General features: G+C 56.4%; 16 protein-coding genes. 13 read left to right on the top strand and 3 right to left on the bottom strand.

Annotated elements, in window-relative coordinates; translation table 11 throughout:
* Positions 1–223: 223 nt before the first annotated feature.
* The 8 genes from QQL78_RS14190 (at position 224) to QQL78_RS14155 (ending at position 9136) form a co-directional block, all read left to right on the top strand.
* Positions 224–1495 (top strand): MFS transporter, encoded by a 1272-nt coding sequence (locus tag QQL78_RS14190; protein WP_284374456.1) that lies wholly within the window; start codon positions 224–226, stop codon positions 1493–1495.
* Between the two features lie 116 nt (positions 1496–1611).
* Positions 1612–2688 (top strand): coiled-coil domain-containing protein, encoded by a 1077-nt coding sequence (locus tag QQL78_RS14185; protein WP_284374454.1) that lies wholly within the window; start codon positions 1612–1614, stop codon positions 2686–2688.
* A gap of 102 nt (positions 2689–2790) precedes the next feature.
* Positions 2791–3912 (top strand): hypothetical protein, encoded by a 1122-nt coding sequence (locus tag QQL78_RS14180; RefSeq protein WP_284374453.1) that lies wholly within the window; start codon positions 2791–2793, stop codon positions 3910–3912.
* Positions 3913–3986: 74 nt separating this feature from the next.
* On the top strand, positions 3987–5921 hold the full coding sequence (locus QQL78_RS14175; protein ID WP_284374451.1) for an AAA family ATPase: 1935 nt from the start codon (positions 3987–3989) through the stop codon (positions 5919–5921).
* Entirely contained in the window at positions 5918–6853 is a 936-nt protein-coding gene (locus tag QQL78_RS14170) for a restriction endonuclease (protein WP_284374449.1), read from the top strand. The genes QQL78_RS14175 and QQL78_RS14170 overlap by 4 nt, the downstream gene beginning before the upstream one ends.
* A gap of 1 nt (position 6854) precedes the next feature.
* Positions 6855–8228, top strand: coding sequence for a DUF6638 family protein (locus QQL78_RS14165; RefSeq protein WP_284374447.1), 1374 nt, complete (start codon positions 6855–6857; stop codon positions 8226–8228).
* A complete protein-coding gene (locus QQL78_RS14160) occupies positions 8225–8491 on the top strand; it encodes a hypothetical protein (RefSeq protein ID WP_284374446.1) in 267 nt (88 codons plus the stop codon). Before QQL78_RS14165 ends, QQL78_RS14160 begins: the two co-directional genes overlap by 4 nt.
* A 12-nt stretch (positions 8492–8503) precedes the next feature.
* Positions 8504–9136 (top strand): DUF1523 family protein, encoded by a 633-nt coding sequence (locus QQL78_RS14155; RefSeq protein ID WP_284374445.1) that lies wholly within the window; start codon positions 8504–8506, stop codon positions 9134–9136.
* A gap of 7 nt (positions 9137–9143) precedes the next feature.
* On the opposite strand, the gene QQL78_RS14150 is transcribed toward QQL78_RS14155, so the two are convergent.
* The gene (locus QQL78_RS14150) at positions 9144–10721 is read right to left on the bottom strand and encodes a DUF5928 domain-containing protein (protein ID WP_284374443.1); all 1578 of its coding nucleotides are present in this window, start codon (positions 10719–10721) and stop codon (positions 9144–9146) included.
* 139 nt (positions 10722–10860) lie between these two features.
* Here QQL78_RS14150 and QQL78_RS14145 point away from each other — a divergent pair, with 139 nt between their 5' ends.
* From QQL78_RS14145 to QQL78_RS14130, 4 genes are all read left to right on the top strand, one after another.
* On the top strand, positions 10861–11679 hold the full coding sequence (locus QQL78_RS14145; RefSeq protein WP_284374441.1) for a sulfotransferase family protein: 819 nt from the start codon (positions 10861–10863) through the stop codon (positions 11677–11679).
* A gap of 113 nt (positions 11680–11792) precedes the next feature.
* Positions 11793–12281: an SsrA-binding protein SmpB gene (gene smpB, locus QQL78_RS14140; protein WP_284374439.1), complete on the top strand. Its 489-nt coding sequence runs from the start codon at positions 11793–11795 to the stop codon at positions 12279–12281.
* A 109-nt stretch (positions 12282–12390) separates the two neighbouring features.
* Complete coding sequence (sseA, locus tag QQL78_RS14135) at positions 12391–13245, top strand: 3-mercaptopyruvate sulfurtransferase (protein ID WP_284374437.1); 855 nt, start codon at positions 12391–12393, stop codon at positions 13243–13245.
* On the top strand, positions 13245–14429 hold the full coding sequence (locus QQL78_RS14130) for an amino acid aminotransferase (protein ID WP_284374435.1): 1185 nt from the start codon (positions 13245–13247) through the stop codon (positions 14427–14429). Before sseA ends, QQL78_RS14130 begins: the two co-directional genes overlap by 1 nt.
* A 106-nt stretch (positions 14430–14535) precedes the next feature.
* Here the strand turns inward: QQL78_RS14130 and amt are convergent, their stop codons facing one another.
* Together amt and QQL78_RS14120 are read right to left on the bottom strand one after the other, a co-directional pair.
* A complete protein-coding gene (amt, locus tag QQL78_RS14125; RefSeq protein WP_284374433.1) occupies positions 14536–15864 on the bottom strand; it encodes an ammonium transporter in 1329 nt (442 codons plus the stop codon).
* Between the two features lie 22 nt (positions 15865–15886).
* On the bottom strand, positions 15887–16225 hold the full coding sequence (locus QQL78_RS14120) for a P-II family nitrogen regulator (RefSeq protein WP_284374431.1): 339 nt from the start codon (positions 16223–16225) through the stop codon (positions 15887–15889).
* Positions 16226–16480: 255 nt separating this feature from the next.
* Between QQL78_RS14120 and QQL78_RS14115 the strand changes: the two genes are divergently transcribed.
* A complete protein-coding gene (locus QQL78_RS14115) occupies positions 16481–18676 on the top strand; it encodes a transglycosylase domain-containing protein (RefSeq protein ID WP_284374430.1) in 2196 nt (731 codons plus the stop codon).
* The last annotated feature ends 95 nt before the right edge of the window (positions 18677–18771 follow it).

Below are 18771 nucleotides of genomic sequence, written 5' to 3'. Positions count from 1 at the left end.
TCGGACTTGTCCAGTTTTTCTTGGGTGAAAGCCGCTGTCGGGTCATCACATCAGCGCCAGTTTGTCCTTGCATCCGAATGCGTGATCCGTGGTGGGTCGCGGCGCGTTCAGCGTGGTGGTGTTTTTTGACGGGGCGGATGACATTGAAAGTGGTAGGCATGGGATGTGGCCGTGGGGTGATCAGATGAAGCTGGAATGAATGTGAAAGAGAACGGGAACAGTTGTGGGATCTGGTGATCGGGCTCAAACGCTGGTTGAGACCAGCGCAGCAACGGGCATGGCCGCGATGATGCGGAATGTGAAACTATATCCGTGGTTCAAATTTGCCCAGAACCTGACGTTCTGGCAGGCGATCTGGTTTTTACTGTTTCAAAACACGTTATCCGCTGCTGAAGCCATTCTGCTTTATGCGATATATGATGTGGCAACCACGGTTATGGAAGTGCCCTCCGGCTATATGTCGGATCGGTTGGGCCGGCGGCGTACATTGCTGGCGGCGGCGTTTTTCGGGGCGCTGGGGGCGGGGTTGATCGCCGTTGGATCGGGGTTTGCGGTTTTTGCGGTGGCGCAGGTCTGTCTGGGGGCTAGCGCGGCGTTCAGTTCCGGCACGGACAATGCGTTGCTGTATGAATCGCTAAAGGCGCAGCAGCGCGAGGCAGAGATTGAGGCGCAGGAAACCCGAGGTTGGCAGGCTGCGCTGATGGGATTAGCCCTGTCTGCGATCACCGGCGGTATTCTGGCCAGTTACAATTTGGCATGGGCATTCAGTGCGGGTGCGGTGGCACAGGCGCTGGCCCTAATCATAGCGTGGCGTTTTGTCGAACCGCCTCATGAAAGGGCGGCGGCGGATAGTGCTGGCTTGTCCGGTCAATGGCGACAGCTGCGCAACGCCCTGAGGCGGCCCGTACTGGTTTGGTTATTTGTACTGTCGGTGCTGATGTACGGGTTCAGCCATGTGCCGTTCGTCTTTGGTCAGCCGTTTATTGCCCAGGCTCTTGAAGGCATGTCATGGTCGCCACCCATCGTCAGTGGCGCGGTCAGTGCGGCGATGATGCTGGTCTCGGTTCTGGCGTCGCTGGGGGCTTTGGCGCTGCGCCGGCGGATCGGGCTTGCAGCGATATTGTTGTTGGCTTTTGCCATTCAGATTGGGCTGATCGGGGTTCTGGCGCTGACCAACTCAGCGCTGGCAATTGCGGTTTTGTTGCTGCGTATGGTTCCAAATTCATTTGCGCGCCCGTTTATCGTCGCGCGCATGCAGCCGCTTTTGGAAGATTCAGGGCGGGCGACCTATTTGTCACTGCAAAGTTTTGTCGGGCGGCTGCTGCTTGCGGGTAGCTTGCTGTTTGCCTCAACGCGGGTGCAGCCGGGCACGGTGATGGTGTATGAAGATATACAAGCAACTCTGGGAGCATATGCCATTGGAGGAGTCGTGTTTTTCCTGCTGCTTTGCAGCTTGGTAGGCTGGGCGAAACTCGATGGTGATGGGACGGGTTAGCCCTTTTCAACGGGAGAGGGTTTTGCCAAAGTCAAAGAAACAAGGCGAGATGGTGATGTAAATCGTCGTTACATCACCTATATTGGGTTCAACGAATTAGAGAATGGGAGTGTCGGATGGCAAATTTGGATGCACAGGTCAGGGAATCGCAGTCACAGGTGGCAGAGGCCCAGAGCAAGATTGCCGAGCTGACCAGCCGGATCGAAACCGCCCGTGCCAAAATGAAAACCGGCGACGACGTGATGATCGACATCGAGAATGCCACATTGGAAGATGTGCATGCCCATACGGAAGTGATGAATGCCAATATCGCTGAGCTGATCATGGGGCTGGACGATGTGACCGCCGGGTTCAGCCGCGATTTTGACGAGATGCGTAACAAGACCGGCTGGGAAAGTTTTGTCGGCATCTTTTCCGGTGCCAAATCGGATGCGATGCGGCAGGAACGTGTGCGGTCCGCCTCTATTGATGACAAATTGCAGGATCTGATTTCAAAATCGGATACGATTGTACAACTGCTGGAAGGGCAGTTGGCGATGTTGGAAGAGCAAAAGGTCAAGGTTGAACAGAACCTCACTGGAACGTTGGATGAACGTGAGTTTACGGTTGGTGAGCTGGAAACCATCCGGGCGGATTTGCAAGGCATGGATCCCACGATCATCAAGCTGGAGAACGCCATCGCGTCAGAGACCGATGCCGCCAAACGCACCAAGCTGGAGACAGAGCTGGCCGAGGCAAACACAAAGTACAACGCCTTGGTTCAAGAGGAGCAGGTCAAGCTGGCGAAGTCGCAGACGCTGGAGCGGTACATTGAAAAGGGCAAGACCTGGATCGACTCGCTGCAAAATCAGGCGGCGACACAGATGGTTTTGATCAACAAGCTACAGACAGATACCAAGCAACGTGTTGTTTTGTATGACGCCTTAACGAAATCCCTGAAGACGGCGCAGCAGCAGGATGTGGCGCATCGGATCAACGAGATTGGCGTGAAGACGGATCAAGAGGCCCAGTCGGCGATGGCGGGAATTGGTGCGGCGACCAATGCCCGCATGGCCGAGATGATGGAGAAACACGAGGATCACATGGTGTTCGCCCGTGAGGTGCTGGAGGCCAAGGCCAAAGCCGACGAGCGGTTCGCACGGCGGTTCCAGGCGATTGTCGAGAAGCATGACAGCAATCAGTATGGGGGGTAGTCACGATATGAAGGCAACCCCTGAAGTCTGCACGACTGTCACGACGAGATGGATTGCAGATTTAGTCTTTGGGTTTCGCGGCATCATTAGCTGGTTGGCCTGATGAGTAACCTCTCGCGCGATCACGTTGACCTGTCCGGCACCTATGGTTCGCGCCGGTATTTCCGCAAGTTCGAGGGTATCATGCAACATATGTTGCATGTGGCCGGCGTGATGCAGGCCGAAGGGCGGTTGAACGAGGATGAGGTGGTAATTCTCACGCGCTATGCCGTGAAGCTTAATCATAGTTTCAAGGCGTTAGGGTTGAAATATCTGCTGGCAGGGCGCGAAACAGGGCGGTTCTTTGGCGCCCTGACTATGGACAGTCGTGACAGCGGGTTTCCGGTGGCCGAAGAGTTGATGACCATGGCCAATGATGCGCAGCAGGCAGCCACGCATCTGGAAGGGATGGCATCGGTTGAGGCGCTGAAAGATCAGATGGTGCAGACGATCCTGAGCGAGCGGAAATTGCCCACGAAGTTGCAATTCGCCCTGTCCCAGCGGCTGTATTACGAGGAATTGGCGAAGGGTGATCTGTTCTGGGTGCAGAATGATCCGCAATCACAATGGTTGGGCAATATCGCTGACGGACGACGAAAGTTTCGCCTGCACTGGGCGACATATGACAGCCAGGTGAACCTGCCGGTCATCTATATGATGGAGATGGAGGACACCGGTAGAATTGGCTTGCCCAAGGACCAGCGACGCTGGCCCGAGGTGCAGGCGCATCTGTCAGCGCAGGCGCTGGGCGGGCTGAAGCTGCTGACGATTGCCAAGGGATTTGACGAGGATTTTGACGATCTGCATCCCAAACGGCTGCGCCGGTTCCATCTGGGGCCGATGTATTCGCACAGCTACACCCGTCAGGCGGGGCCGTTGCGCGAGGTTCTGGCCGAGGCAAAAGCACCAGCGGGACAGGATTGGGCCTTGGTCTGGACAGAGGAGGAGCTGATTTCAGATCGGGTGATTGAGCAGAAATCCGGCTGGTTCTCGACGGTGGAGCGTGAAGTTTTTGCGCTGGACCCTTTTGCGGCGCAAGGCCCTGATTTGGGCGCGACGCGGCAGGAGCGGAGCATCATTTTGCCACAGCGGGTGTTTCAGGTGTTGGATGAAAAGCAACCGGCCGGTTTTGCCGCGGTGCGTAAATTTGTGGTCAGTGGCGCGGGGCGTGTGTTGCGGTATTGAACGCTGGCGAGCGGCGCAATGTTGTGAGTGCGGACAGTATATAAGGCCAAAAAGAGAATAGGATTGGAGCAGCGATGAGCCAGACATCAGACGCCATGGAGTTGCGGGAAGAAGATATTGCCGGGCATGTTACCGTGGCGCAGGCGTTGCTGGAAGGGTTTGACCATGCGCCGCGCATTGGGAAGCCTGCGGTGGCGGCTGCACCGGAGCGGTCAAGCGGTATTGGTACAAGGCGGCGGTTCCGGTCGACCACACCGGGATTGGTGACGCAGCGTAGGGTGGCGGCCGGGGCGGTGTCGCTGATCGGTCGGGTTGAGGGGGCGGATGGCGATGACGCGCTGATGTCCCCGTTACAGGCCACGGTTTTGCATGGGCTGCGCCGTGCAATTGCGATTGCTCTGGCCGTGGCCGAGAATGTGGCGGAGCAGTCCGGGCTTGGGGATCTGAAGCGGGCAAATTTGGAAGGGTCCCTGCCTGCTGCCCGCAAGGGCGAGTTTGATGAATTGCTGGCGGCGGAGGCATTGGTCACACTTTACGTCTTTGGCAATGCAACGGCCTATCTCTTGTCGGCGCATTTGCCCGAGGTTGCGGTTGAAGTTGGCGAGGTTGAAGAGGTCCTGCTGGACAATGGGCAGACCGCCATGCACGGGGCGCTGTGGGAGCTGGACCGCGATATTGCGGCACATGGCCGTGATGATGCGCATGTGGTGGCGACGGTGGCGGCGTTTGCGGAATCTTTGATGGAGAAGGTTGCGTTAAGGGCGCAGACGGCGCCGCGATTGGAAGGATTCAAGGCGGCAAGCTGGCGGGTAGAGGCGGATGATTTTACGGTCTCTGGGTTCTCTCCTGCCGCCAAGGCGAAGTCGACCAAGCTGACCATGACCTTCAAGAAACCCAATGAGGTGGTTGGCAACCATATCGCGAAATATCAGGCGATGAAGCTGGCCAAGATGCTGATGGCCTATGACTTTGACCGGCGGCTGAACCCTTTTGCGGAACTGGGCGGGTTCATCTTTACCTTCATGGGGGATGGCGCGCCGGGGACGGGGAAAACCACGCTCATTCAGATGATGGCGGGGTTGATTTCGGAGTATTGTAACAATGCGGGCTATCCGTTCCGCTATCAGAACCTGAGCACGGATAATATTGACAGTTATCAGGGCAAATCGGGGCAGAACGCCAAGGCGTTTATCAATAACATCATTGATCCCAGCGTCATCGGCTTTGGCACGATTGACGATATTGACCAGCTTGCGGGGAAACGTGGGGATCGGCAATCCTCAGCCGGGCAGCTCGAAATTACCGCCGTGCTGATGGAGAGTTTTGCAGGAGCCAATACTGTTGTGCGCGGCAATTGCACCTTTGGGATGTTCTCGAACTACCCTGAGAATGTCGATGATGCCTTGCGCCAGCGGGCGGGGGCGCGGTTCCTTGTCGACGGGCCGCAGACGCGGGAGGATTACGTCGATATCCTTTATCTGCTGATGGGCAAGAATCACGATATTCCGCTGGGTGAGCATCAGGTGTTTGAGGCGCAGGCGATCAAAAAGGCCGTGGCGGCTTCGTTCGAGGGGCATTTAAAACCGCATGAGGCGGGGTTGTTGACGGTCTATGAAACCGTGCAGGCAGAGATCGGTGCGCTGGACACGATCAACAAGCTGGGCACGTATCTCAAGGCCATTCAGGAGGCCGACCCGCGCTTTACCGGGCGGGCGATCAAGAACATTACGGACGCGGTGAAGGTGCGGGCGATGGACTTTGAACTGCCCGATGAATGGATGGAGGAGCCGGAGTTGTTCCTGTTCAAAGGGTACGATGAGAAGAAGGCGATGATTGAGGAGATGCGCCAAGAGATCACGGTGGAGATGGTAGTGCAGGAGATCAACCGCTACGCGGACAGCGAGTTCCGCTATGCGGATAAGTCGGATGAGATGGCGATTGAGAACGCGGTGCGGGATATGCAGCGGATGGAGGCGGCTAAGAAGCGGTATTTGGGGGGGGAGGGGTGAGCAACAGACGTTTTAAGATAGGCCCCGAAGGCTTTCCAGAAATGCCAGGAATGATGTTGGCGACTGTCGAAGCGCTAAAAGAAATCGGTGGTTCCGCAACTATTCATGAACTTGACGAAAAAGTTGCGGAACTTGAGCAAGTGACCGAAGAAGAACAGTCTTTCATGATGGTCGGAAAAAATAGTTCTCAACCTCGTCTGAACTACTATTTAGCATGGGCTCGGACCTATTTGCGTCGTGGCGATGCGGTAGAAAACTCCAGTCGAGGCGTTTGGGCGCTTACTGAAACCGGTGCTAGTATAACTTCTATCGAGCATTGCCAAAACATATTCGATCTTGTGGTCGAGGAAGAAAAAGAAAAAGCACGACAAAGGCGATTGGCCAAAACGCAAGAGCAGGTACCTGTCAAGAGTGATGACGCGGCAGTGAATCCATCGCAGGTAGATGACGCGGACGAAATCCTTGAGCCTGACCTAAATTGGGACGATCACCTATTGGCAGTTTTACGAAAGATGGATCCCTCGGCCTTTGAACGATTGGCACAGCGTCTACTCCGTGAAGCTGGTTTCACAAAGGTTGAAGTAAGAGGAAAGTCTGGCGATGGGGGAATCGACGGTGTTGGTGTCCTCCGCGTGAACCTAGTATCCTTTCAAGTCTACTTTCAATGTAAGCGATATACCGGCGGTGTTTCAGCACATGAAATCCGCGATTTTCGCGGTGCTATGCAGGGTCGTGCTGACAAGGGCCTATTTATCACCACAGGTCACTATACAGCGCAAGCGAACGAAGAAGCTACACGTGATGGTGCTACAGCGATCGACTTGATTGATGGGAATCGTCTCTGTGAATTGCTGAAAGTAAATGGTTTGGGCGTTTCAACGGAAATGGTCGAGCGCGTCAAGATTGATGCCAATTGGTTTGAGTCGATTTAGTATGAACCGCCTCATCAAACACGGCCTTATGTTCGGCAACCTCTTCCACGTGCATTCCCCCGCGCTGGTGGAGCGCTACAACCGCGCGCTCGAACATCTGACCGGCAAGCGCACCGACCTCAGCGATTTTCACATCGACATCTCCGGCTATTCCCCTGAGGTGGGCGACGAACTCAATGATCACCTCTATCTCAACCACCAAGGGGTGAACCGGCAGTTTATCCTGCTCAGCATGGAGCAGCGCACCGCACCCTTGCTCAACATGAAATTCTCGACCTCGCGTGCGATCCTGCAAGACTTCATCGCAGAAAACGAGGCGCAGCTGTTTGCCCTGACGGCAAGGGATGCGGTGGCGGGGGAGTTGGTGAATTCGGTTTATGATGTCACCACGCCTGCGCGGTTGTTTGACATTCGACGGGTGGAGATTGAGGCGGATACGACGGCGGGCACGGTGAAGGATGCCGAGAAGCTGGGCGCGATGGTGGACCGGTTCAAGACGGAACCGGACGGCTGGTTCGATGATGTGCTGATTGCCGATATGATCACGCTGGCGGGGAAAACCGGTGACGTGGTGCGCAATCCGGTGCGATTGAAACAGATGGGATTTGATCAGCGCAATTTCTGGACGGCGCATTTTGGCGGGCTGTATGTGTTTCAGGATCTGGAGCATCCGGCAGTGATTGCGCCCTCGGGCAAGGGGCATCTGGGCAAGCTGCCGTTGGAGTTTGTGTTTGATGCAAGCGAACCCAACCGGATTGCGCAGTTTTTGACGTTGAACGGGCTGGCAGAACCGATTTTTGAGGGGCGCGAGACCCATGCGGCGGCGATTCTGCGGCAGAAGATGGATTTTGTGTTGATCGATGCGGTGACCTCTGCGGGCGGTGACCTGAGCGGGACAACCCGGGCGGACATGCGCAGTCTGGCACGGCGATTTCATGCGGATCTGCCGCAGGAGTTTCATGCTTTGGGCGCATTGGTGAACTGGATCGAGAACGGCAGCAAATGGCCCCTGATCACCTCGGATCATCCGGCATATTTCTATACATTGCGGGCAAGTGATACCAAAGATGCGGCGCTGGTGAACATGCTGCTGGCGGAACTTGCACCGAAAGATGCGCGGCAGATGTTTATCTGTCATAAAGAGTTGTTTTACGCGACCTATGCGCAATGGCCCGAGGCCAAGAAGGCCTATGTTGTGGATTTCCTTGTAGCCGAGTATCAAGTGGACAAGGCGGGTGCGCGCGATACCTTGTTTGGCCATGACGCGCCGATGGCAGAGCCTGCGCGCAAACGCGATGTGCCAAAACGTGATAAGGGTGATCGCGATATGATTGCGCGGGTTGGCCCCTGGGGCGCGGTGAGGAGGAACAGATGATCGGATTTATCCGTCTTTTCGTCATGTTGTTTGTCGCGCTGACGGTGATCTATGTGTCCTTGTCGTTTTACAGCCGGGCCGTGCGCAAATCGAAGCTGAAGAAAAAGTGGCATGCGGGCAAGCAACTGGTGGACCGTGATACCTTTGTGCAGCGCGGGCTTGAACGCTATGACGGGTCAATCCGGCGCAAGTTGATCTTGGGCGTGTATATTGTGCCCGTGGGGGTGATCGCGGTGATCATCTATCTGACGAATTTTACCTGAGAGGGTGTAGCGATGTTTTCGGTAATCAAATGGGTTTTCTGGGGCACCATCTGGGTGTTGGTGCTGGCGGTGTTCCATTACACGCTGCCGCAGGTCGATATTGTGCGGGTGACGGACACCTATGAAAAACGGATCGATCCGGGCGAGAATTCCTTGTTCTGGGCAGAGGCGGACGTCGGGTCTGACGGTACCGTGGCGAACCGGGATGTGTTTTTCATTCAGACGCGCCGCGCCAAGGGTGACGTGATGGTGTATCGTAACGAGGATACCGGCTGGGGCTGGCCGCCCTATTTCAAATTTGACACCTCCAACCTGCAAGCCGAAGCAGCGGACGCCAAAACAACCGCGGATGCGGCGCAGTATTTTGCGTTGAAACACTATGGCTGGCGGAACGAGTTCTTCACGATCTTCCCGAATGCGATTTCCATCCGCCCTGTTGACGGGCCGGATGCTTCAAAGGGGATCCCTTTCCTGAATATCTTTATCATCACGCTGTTCGCGGCGATTGCCTGGGCGATCTGGGTGCGGTGGCGGCGGTTCCGCATGGCGCGGATCGACCCGACGCTAGAGGCGATCGAGGATGATATGGCCGAAAAATCAGGGGCCATGCGGCGGTGGTTGGGAACGTGGAAGAAAAAGACCTGATGCAAGGTTAATCCGCGAAGAGATAGTCCGTTGTCGCGATTTCCTGGGCTTTCTCACTTGGGATCGCCAGAAATTCAGTCAGCGCCTCGGCATTTGTATCAGCGTCGGATCCTTCGCGCATGCGCGACAGATGTTCGAACTGCGAGTCCCGGATGCGGTCGCTTTCAAACACCATGTCGTTGCGGATTGTCGGTAGCAGCCGCTCCAGCGTATCGGTCGATGTCTGGTCCCCTGCCAACCCCACACGCATGGCGTGGCCGGTCAGGTAATCGTCGCTGAACTGGCATTCAATTTCCATGATCCGGGTGACAGAGCGGTCGGCGGCGAAGTCGTTCAACAGATCAAGGTTCGCCGGATCCATGCAGATGATCAGCTTGTCGGTCTCGAAATAGTCAAACAGCATGCGCATCAACGCCCGTCTGTGCCGGTGGCGTTTTTCCAGCGTGTTCTGGATGCCGCCAAGATCAGGCAGCGGCGTGTCCTCTTCGTTAAACAGGTATTCGATGGCGGGCACATTGGTCACCTGCCGGATCCGGTCCAGCACTCGTTTGGCCACGTGCCATTTCTTGCAGACCACAATCAGCAGCTCGCGCTCGCGACCCAATGTGCTTTCGGTTTCCCAGAAACGTGTTGCAAAACGGCGGCCATCACGGCCACGACCGGATAGAAACTGGAACAGGCTGCGCCCTTCGTTGCTGATCTGGAACTGCACACCCTGCGCAACATAAAGCAATCCAAGCCGGCGCTTGAGGTCCTGCGCCTCCGGGCTGATCTTGCGGGCGAACAGGTAATCCTGCGACAGCAAAAGCTCATAGTGATCGTTGTAGAATGTCACTGGCATCCCGTAGTCGGTGAACATCAGGAAGGTCAGCGTGCGCGACCGGATCTCTTGTTCCGGCACCAGATGGCGCACAAGTGTCTGGAAAAACGTTTCATCCGGGATCCATGTGGTGCGGAAAAACCGTGCGACATCGCGGCGTTCTTTGACAAATTCCAGCACCGCTTCAATGGTGCGTCGGCGCAGGCACCACCACTGCGAACCGATCATGATCTGCAAATCTTCCGGGATGTCCCGTTGCAGCCCCAGCCGTTTTTGCATCTCGAACAGGAAGTAGAACAGCCGTTTGTGTTCGCGTTCGTTGACAAAGTGACGGTAGATCAGCCGTTCTTCTTTCCAGCCGGTCTTGATCCAGTCGCTTTCGAAATAATCAAAGCTTTCGATAAAGTCGGCGTCGTTATCGTCGAGAAACTTATGGGTGTATTCGGCGGATTTGATCGCCATGCAGTCGCCTGAAAGCATGTAAAAATGCGAGGCGCGCGGGAAATCGTCCACGGCGGATTGAACCGCGTTCAGCGTGGCCTGCACCAGTGACCATTCGCCCCAACCGCATTTGATGCGCTTTTTGGCAAAGGTGACATTGGGGTTATCGGCCAGCGCCTCTTTGATCTGCTTGAAATGGGATGGGTTGGCAGAAGCATCAAAATGGATCGACATATAGTCCCCGACCGCGGTCAGGCGCTCGGCCTGCCGAATGACGGCCTCGGGGTCTTTGTGACACAATAATATATAGGCGATTTTTGCCATGCCGGAGACGATGTGCCCTTTTGACTTTGATTGTTTCGTTGATAAAGGTGAAGAGAGATTGAATAAACACCATTAATTTGCTTTTTTAAGCCAAGACGGAACTGTTGTAAAAACAGTCACATGAGCAGAGGACGCGCAAATGGGATTTCCCGGCACCTGGATGACAGAGAGCGAAAGCGTGGTATACCGCGTTGTGCCCAAATGTGCCTGCTCAACCATCGGGCAGATCATGTTTTATTCGGATCATGGCGCATTCTTTGACGGCGACATCCATGATGCACAGGCGGGCATGCACAAATGGGCGCTTGAGGCATCTCAGGTGCCGATCACCGCGAATGTGACAAACCACGCCTCTTATTCCTTTACCTGTGTGCGCAACCCCTACACGCGTATCCTGTCGTCTTTCTTTGATAAAATCTGTGGTATCCAGCGTAACGGCAAGCGCTATCGCGGCAATCTGGTCCCTTTACTGATCCAGAAATACGGCATTGAAGTGGGTGGTGAAGACGGCAAACAGGAGTTTGACCAAATCAAGAGCTTCCGCCGGTTTTTGCTGTTTGCGCGTGACACCATCCGCTGGCGCCGGCCAATGGATCCGGATATTCACTGGTCCGCCATGTCAGGACATGTCAGCACCTTCATCGTGAACGGTGGCCGCTATGACAAAATTCTGTGGACCGAAAAGTTCAATGAAGGCATGCAAGAAGTCTTGAACTCGATCAAGACACCTAATGCTGTGAACATCGAAGACATCCCGCGCTTTAACGAAAGCGAAGGGCACGGGCCCAAACGTGCGCATCCGGTTGAGGATTATTTCGACGACCTGTCGATGCATCTGGTGCGCGAAATCTACAAGCGCGACTTTGATCTGTTCAAATATGATTTCGATAACCCGGGCAACAAGATGCCCATCGGTGAGATTGACTTGGATGAGGTGCACGCCAAACTGGGCGACTGATGCGGTTTAATCTGCGCTGGCTGTGCCGCTTCATCGCATGTTTTTAACTGAGTTTCAGCCTGCACCACCTCTGTGACTTGCACGCGGGGCGGTGGCGTCCTACATCCGGTGTCATGGCCCAGGTAAAATCATCATCCAAATCCGACCCGAACTACAAGGTGATCGCCGAAAACCGCCGTGCGCGGTATGATTACGCGATTGAGGACGATATTGAATGCGGCATCGTGCTGGAGGGGTCCGAGGTAAAATCCCTGCGGATGGGCGGATCAAACATCGCTGAAAGTTATGCTGCGGTGGAAGATGGCGAGCTGTGGCTGGTGAACTCCTATATTGCTCCCTACAAGCAGGCCAAGACCTTTGGTCACGAGGAACGCCGCCGCCGCAAGATGCTGGTCAGTCGCAAGCAGCTGGCCGATCTATGGAGCGCTACACAGCGTAAGGGCATGACGCTGGTGCCGCTGGTGATGTATTTCAACCACCGTGGTATGGCCAAGGTGAAGATTGGCATCGCCAAGGGTAAGCAGAACCATGACAAGCGCGAAACCTCGGCCAAGCGTGATTGGGCACGGCAGAAATCCCGCCTATTGAAAGACAACGGTTAAGTTTGGGTTTTCAGGGCAGCATTAAGGCCGGGCCTTTCCCGATGCTCTCCCTTGCGAGTCACAGCCGGCGGCGGTAGTCAGGATTAACGTCCAGACGAAAGGCCAAAGCATGACAGACGACCCCAAAACACTTGTGTCGACCGGATGGCTGGCCAAACACCTGAAAGATCCTGATTTGCGGCTGTTGGATGCCTCTTGGTATCTTCCCGATGCAGGGCGCGATCCAAAGGCAGAGTATGACGCGGCCCATATCCCCGGTGCGCGGTTTTTTGACATTGATGATGTCTCGGATGGGCGGTCGGATTTGCCGCATATGGCCCCGCCGGTTGAAAAATTCATGTCTCGCTTGCGGGCGATGGGTGTGGGTGACGGCCATCAGGTTGTGGTCTATGACGGTGCCGGTCTGATGTCAGCGGCCCGGGTCTGGTGGCTGTTCAAGCTGATGGGGCAGGAAAACGTGGCTGTTCTTGATGGTGGCCTGCCCAAATGGGTGGCCGAGGGCAATGCAACCGAGGATATGCCGCCGATCCCGCGCGATCGTCACATGACCGTGCGGGTGCAGAACCAGCTGGTGCGCGATGTCACGCAGGTGGCCCATGCGTCGAAGTTGGGCGATCCGCAGATTGTTGATGCGCGCGCCCCGGCTCGCTTTCGCGGCGATGCGCCAGAGCCGCGCGAGGGGCTGCGCGCCGGTCACATTCCGAAATCACGCAATGTGCATTACGAAACGCTGCTGAACGCTGATAAGACCATGAAATCCCCCGATGAAACCCGCGCGGTATTCGAGGCGGCAGGCGTTGATCTGTCCAAGCCGGTGATCACCAGCTGCGGCTCCGGGGTGACGGCAGCGATCTTAGCGCTGGCATTGGAACGGATGGGGCACACTGATTGGTCCCTATATGATGGATCATGGGCGGAATGGGGCATGTTCCCGACTGTTCCTGTGGCAACTGGAGAAGCCTGATGTTTGAGAACCTGCAATCGCAACCTGCTGACAAAATCCTTGCTCTGATGCAGATGTACAAGGACGACCCGCGCGAGACCAAGGTGGATCTGGGCGTCGGGGTCTATAAGGATGCAACGGGGCTGACGCCGGTGATGCGCGCGGTTAAGGCGGCAGAGCAACAGATCTGGCAGGCACAGGACACCAAGGTTTATACCGGTCTTGCCGGCGATCCGGCCTTTGCTGATGCGATGATTGCGCTGGTGCTCGGTGATGCAGTGCCACGTGCAACTGTGGCGGCGGCGGCGACCCCCGGCGGGACGGGTGCGGTGCGTCAGGCGTTTGAAATGGTGCGCATGGCCAAGCCCGATGCGCGGGTGTTTGTGTCTGATCCGACATGGCCGAACCACCTGTCGATCCTGAAATATCTGGATATTGAAGTCGTCCCTTACCGCTATTTCGATGATGAAACGCGTGGCGTGGATTTCGACGGCATGATGGCCGATCTGAAAACCGCTCATGCGGGGGATGTGATCCTGCTGCATGGCTGTTGTCATAACCCGACGGGCGCAAACCTGAATGCGTCCCAGTGGGATGATGTGATCAAGGTGTTGCAAGACACTGGCGCGACACCGATGATTGATATTGCCTATCAGGGGTTTGGTGACGGGCTGGACGCGGATGCGGCGGCAACACGCAAGCTGGTGGCCTCGGTCCCGGAATGTCTGATCGCGGCAAGCTGTTCCAAGAACTTCGGCATTTATCGCGAGCGCACCGGCCTGTTGATGGCAGTTGCGGCGGACCCGGCGGCACATGCGCTTAATCAGGCGACACTGGCGTTTTTGAACCGTCAGAATTTCAGTTTTCCACCGGATCACGGGGCGCGGATCGTTACGACCATTCTGAACGATGACGCCTTGCGGGCCGATTGGATGGCCGAGCTGGAAGAGGTGCGCGGTGCGATGTTGGGCCTGCGCACGCAGCTGGCGGGTGAGTTGCAGCGGCTGTCAGGCTCTGACCGGTTCGGCTTTCTGGGGCAGCACCGCGGTATGTTTTCACGGCTGGGGACCTCGCCCGAAAAGGTTGAGGAACTGCGGGTCAAACACGGGATCTATATGGTGGGTGACAGCCGGATGAATATTGCCGGGTTGAACACGGACAGTGTGCCGATCTTGGCAGCGGCGATCATCGACGTGGGCATCTGAGCCTGACAATCGGGGCAGGCTGGTGCCTTTCGGCGACTTCCCCGCTATATAAGTAAAAGGCCCGGGCAAACACCCGGGCTTTTCACGTTTTTAACTTGGCTTACCCTTAGCTCTTGGAGAACTCAGGATAGGCGTCCATGCCCAATTCGGCCATGTCCAACCCGTTGATCTCCGCCTCTTCGCTGACGCGGATGCCCATGGTGGCTTTGAGGATAAACCAGACCGCACCAGAGGCGACGAAGGCAAAGACACCAACAACGATGATGGAATAGAGCTGTGTGCCAAGGCTGGCCTCCGGGTTGGTCAGAACCACGGCAATTGTGCCCCAGATGCCCGCACAGAGGTGTACCGGGATCGCGCCGACCACATCGTCAATCTTGAGCTTGTCGAGCAATGGCACCGCAAAGACAACGATCACACCGCCGATACCACCGATCAGCGTGGCCATGCCAAGGCTTGGCGTCAGCGGCTCTGCTGTGATCGACACCAGACCGGCCAGCGCACCGTTCAGGACCATTGTAAGGTCAGGTTTTTTGTACAGCAGCTGTGTCAGGATCAGTGCGACCACGGCACCACCGGCAGCGGCGGCATTTGTGTTGGCAAAAATGCGCGACACGTCAGCGATATCACCAACCGAGCCCATGGCCAGCTGTGACCCCCCGTTAAAGCCGAACCAGCCAAGCCACAGGATGAACATGCCCAAGGTGGCCAGCGCCAAATTGGAACCGGGCATCGGATTGACGCGGCCATCTTTGTATTTACCGATGCGTGGCCCCAGGATCAGCGCCCCGGCCAAAGCGGCCCAGCCTCCGACAGAATGCACAACGGTAGAACCGGCAAAATCAAGGAAACCCATGTTGTCAAGGAAGCCGCCGCCCCATTTCCACGATGCCTGCAGCGGATAGATCACACCGGTTAGCACAACAACGAACACAAGGAAGGGCCAGAGTTTGATCCGTTCAGCCAGCGCGCCGGATACGATTGAGGCCGTGGCCGCACAGAACATCAATTGGAAGAAAAAGTCGGAACCGGTCGAGGCATATTCACCATCATCTGCACCAGCCAGGTCGATCCCGACGGCTTCCAGTACGCCAAAGCCGAAGACGCCGGATAGGACGCCTTCAACCGACCATGTGCCCAAGGGATACATCAGGTTGTAGCCGAAGGCCCAATAGGCGATGGTAGCCAGCGAAAACAGCGCCACGTTTTTGGTCATCTGCATGGTTACGTTTTTGGACCGCACCAGGCCGCCCTCAAGCATGGCAAAACCTGCCGCCATGAAGAATACTAGAAAGCCGCCGATCAGGAACAGCAATGTATTCATGATCCAGACCATTTCGGCGGTGACGGCTGCTGCTTCGGTATCTTGCGCCAAGCCCATTTGCGGTAGGGTGATGGCCGCCGCCGTGAGAAGTAGTTTTTTCGACAATGTCATCGTTTCGTTTTCCTTGTTGAGCTTAGATTGCGTCGTCGCCGGTTTCGCCGGTGCGCACGCGCACAGCTTGTTCCACGTCGATCACAAAGATTTTGCCGTCCCCGATTTTGCCGGTCTGGGCGGTGCGCGAGATCACCTCGACGATCTGGTCGGCAATGCCATCGGCGACGACCAGTTCGAGTTTGATCTTGGGTACGAAGTTCACGACATATTCCGCGCCGCGGTAAATTTCGGTGTGGCCGGACTGCGCGCCAAACCCTTTGATTTCCGTCACCATCAGCCCGCGGACACCCGCGTCGGTCAGCGCCTCGCGGACCTCCTCCAGCTTGAATGGTTTGATTGTTGCAATGATGAGTTTCACTGATGATCCCTCTTTCGATTGGCAGGCTGCTCCTGCATTGTGCACCTGCAGCAACTTGCATTTCGGCGCTCTACGGAAGGGATTCCGTGGGTTTTGTGGTAGGAAAATCGGAAAATATGCGTAAAAATTAGGCTTCTGTTTGAATTTGCCCAAAAAATAGACTGCAGATTGATGGGTGACTTGGGCACAAGTGCTAAACATTCCCGGCAAAGCGGGATATGGTGCTGAAAAAAGAGAAGCCGGGCAGGCAGAGTTATGAGTGATACACCAAAGCGTAAACGTCCCTTGGTGGCGGATAAACGGTATGCGTCCAAAACCCGGACCACCGCAAAGAAACCGGCCAAAAAAGCCGCGCCGGCCCGTCGCAAGGCCCCCAAAAAACGTGCAAAGCGCAGTGGTATTACCGGTTTTCTGACAGCCATCATTTCATGGGTGTTGCGCCTGATCTGGAAGATCACCTGGCGGCTGACGGCCGTTGTTTGCCTCGCTTTGGCGCTCGCGGTTGGATATCATTACACAACCTTGCCGCCGCTTGAGGCCTTGCTGGATGGGCGTGCCAGCGGATCTGTGACGATGCTGGACCGCAATGGTGCGGTGTTTGCGCGGCGTGGTGATCAATTTGGCGGGGTGGTCACGGCAAATTCTGTCTCACCTCACTTGAAGAACGCTGTGATTGCTACCGAGGACAAGCGGTTTTACCGCCATTTCGGTGTCAGCCCGCGCGGCATCGCCTCTGCTGTGCGGATCAACCTGTCTGAAGGGCGCGGCCCCTTGTCCGGGCACGGGGGGTCGACGATCACCCAGCAGGTCGCCAAGCTGCTCTGTCTGGGCGAACCTTATGACCCTTCGGCAGGCATCTCTGAAAAGCAATATGAGGCCAACTGCCGCCGCAACTCGATCCAGCGCAAAGCAAAAGAAGCGCTGTTTTCGATGGCGATGGAGGCGAAATACTCCAAGGATGACATCCTGTCGATCTATCTGAACCGCGCCTATATGGGTGGTGGTGCCTATGGTGCCGAGGCTGCAGCACAGCGGTTTTTCAGCAAATCGGCCGCCAGCCTGAACCCGGCAGAAAGCGCGATGCTGGCGGGGTTGCTGACCGCGCCGACAACCCTGTCGCCGACAAATAACCTTGATCGGTCGCAGAACCGTGCGGCAACGGTGATCCGCCTGATGCGGGATCAGGGATATTTGACACAGGCCGAAGCGGATGCAGCACAGGCCTCCCCGGCAGAACTGTCCGCCGAGGCAGAAGCACAGGTGGGCGGGTATTTTGCGGATTGGATGATTTCGGAAATACCCGATTTCATGCGCTCCACCACCTCTGACATGCAGATCAAGACGACACTGGACCAGCGCATCCAATTGGCCGCCGAAGAGGGGCTGAACTGGGTGTTTGAAAACAAAGTGCGCGAAGGGTCCAAGGCGCAGGCCGCTATTGTGATCATGTCAGCGGACGGGGCGGTGCGTGCAATGGTGGGGGGGCGTAAAGCCAAAGTGTCTGGTGTGTTCAACCGCGCGACCCAGGCCCTGCGCCAGACCGGATCGGCGTTCAAACCCTTTGTCTATGCGGCAGCACTTGATCTGGGGTATTCGCCCAATGACCTGATCGAGGACGCCCCCTATTGCCAGAACATTCCGGGGTCCGGTGAATGGTGCCCGCGCAACTATACCAACACTTTCAAAGGGTTGGTGACGCTGACGGAGGCGTTGAAAAACTCTTTGAACATTCCGGCGGTCAAGATTTCCGAAAGTGTGGGCCGTGAATTGGTCAGCCGGGTGGCGTCGCAGTTCGGTATCGAAAGTGATCTGGCCGCGGGTCCGGCACTGGCGCTTGGCGCATCGGAAAGCACACTGACCGAAATGACCGGTGCCTTCGCTGGGATTCTGAATGGCGGATCTTCGGTGACGCCTTATGGCTTGGTTGAGCTGACGATCATGGGGGATCAGGAACCCCTGATGGGGCGGGGCGGCGGCATAGGCGAGCGGGTGATTCAGGAAAGCGCGGCACGCCAGCTGGTCTATATGATGGAAAAGGTGATCTCGGAAGGGACGGGGAAGCGGGCGCAGTTTGACGGGCGCGAGCTGGCCGGGAAAACCGGCACAACCTCAGCGGCAAAAGACGCCTGGTTCATTGGGTTCTCCGCGGATTATGTCGCAGGTGTCTGGATGGGATATGATGACAACACACCTCTAAAAGGGGTGACGGGAGGCGGGTTGCCCACCGATATCTGGCGTGAAGCGATGATGCGGATTCACGCTGGGCTGCCGCACAACCCGCTGCCAATGGACGCGCCGGTTCCGCAAAGCGGCCTAGGTGATACACAACCCGCGCCTGCACCTCAGCCAAGACGCAATGAAGGCACGATCATTGATCAGGTCTTGCGCGATATCTTTGGTGGCAGTGGCTCGGGCAGTTCGGGTCGCGCGCCCAGTGGCGGGGACAGGTAATCTTGCGATAACCTTGTTGCATTACGGCATGGGTCGCGAAAGCCTATCTTAATCTAACGCTGTTTTTCTGGCCCTGAACCGTGCAGCCCCTTCGG

Origin of the sequence: Sulfitobacter pacificus (genome assembly GCF_030159975.1) — a bacterium.
In the GTDB taxonomy this organism is placed as follows: Bacteria; Pseudomonadota; Alphaproteobacteria; order Rhodobacterales; family Rhodobacteraceae; genus Sulfitobacter; species Sulfitobacter pacificus.
The sequence above is the reverse complement of the archived record's forward strand: the minus strand, read 5'-3'. Positions and strand labels throughout refer to the sequence as shown.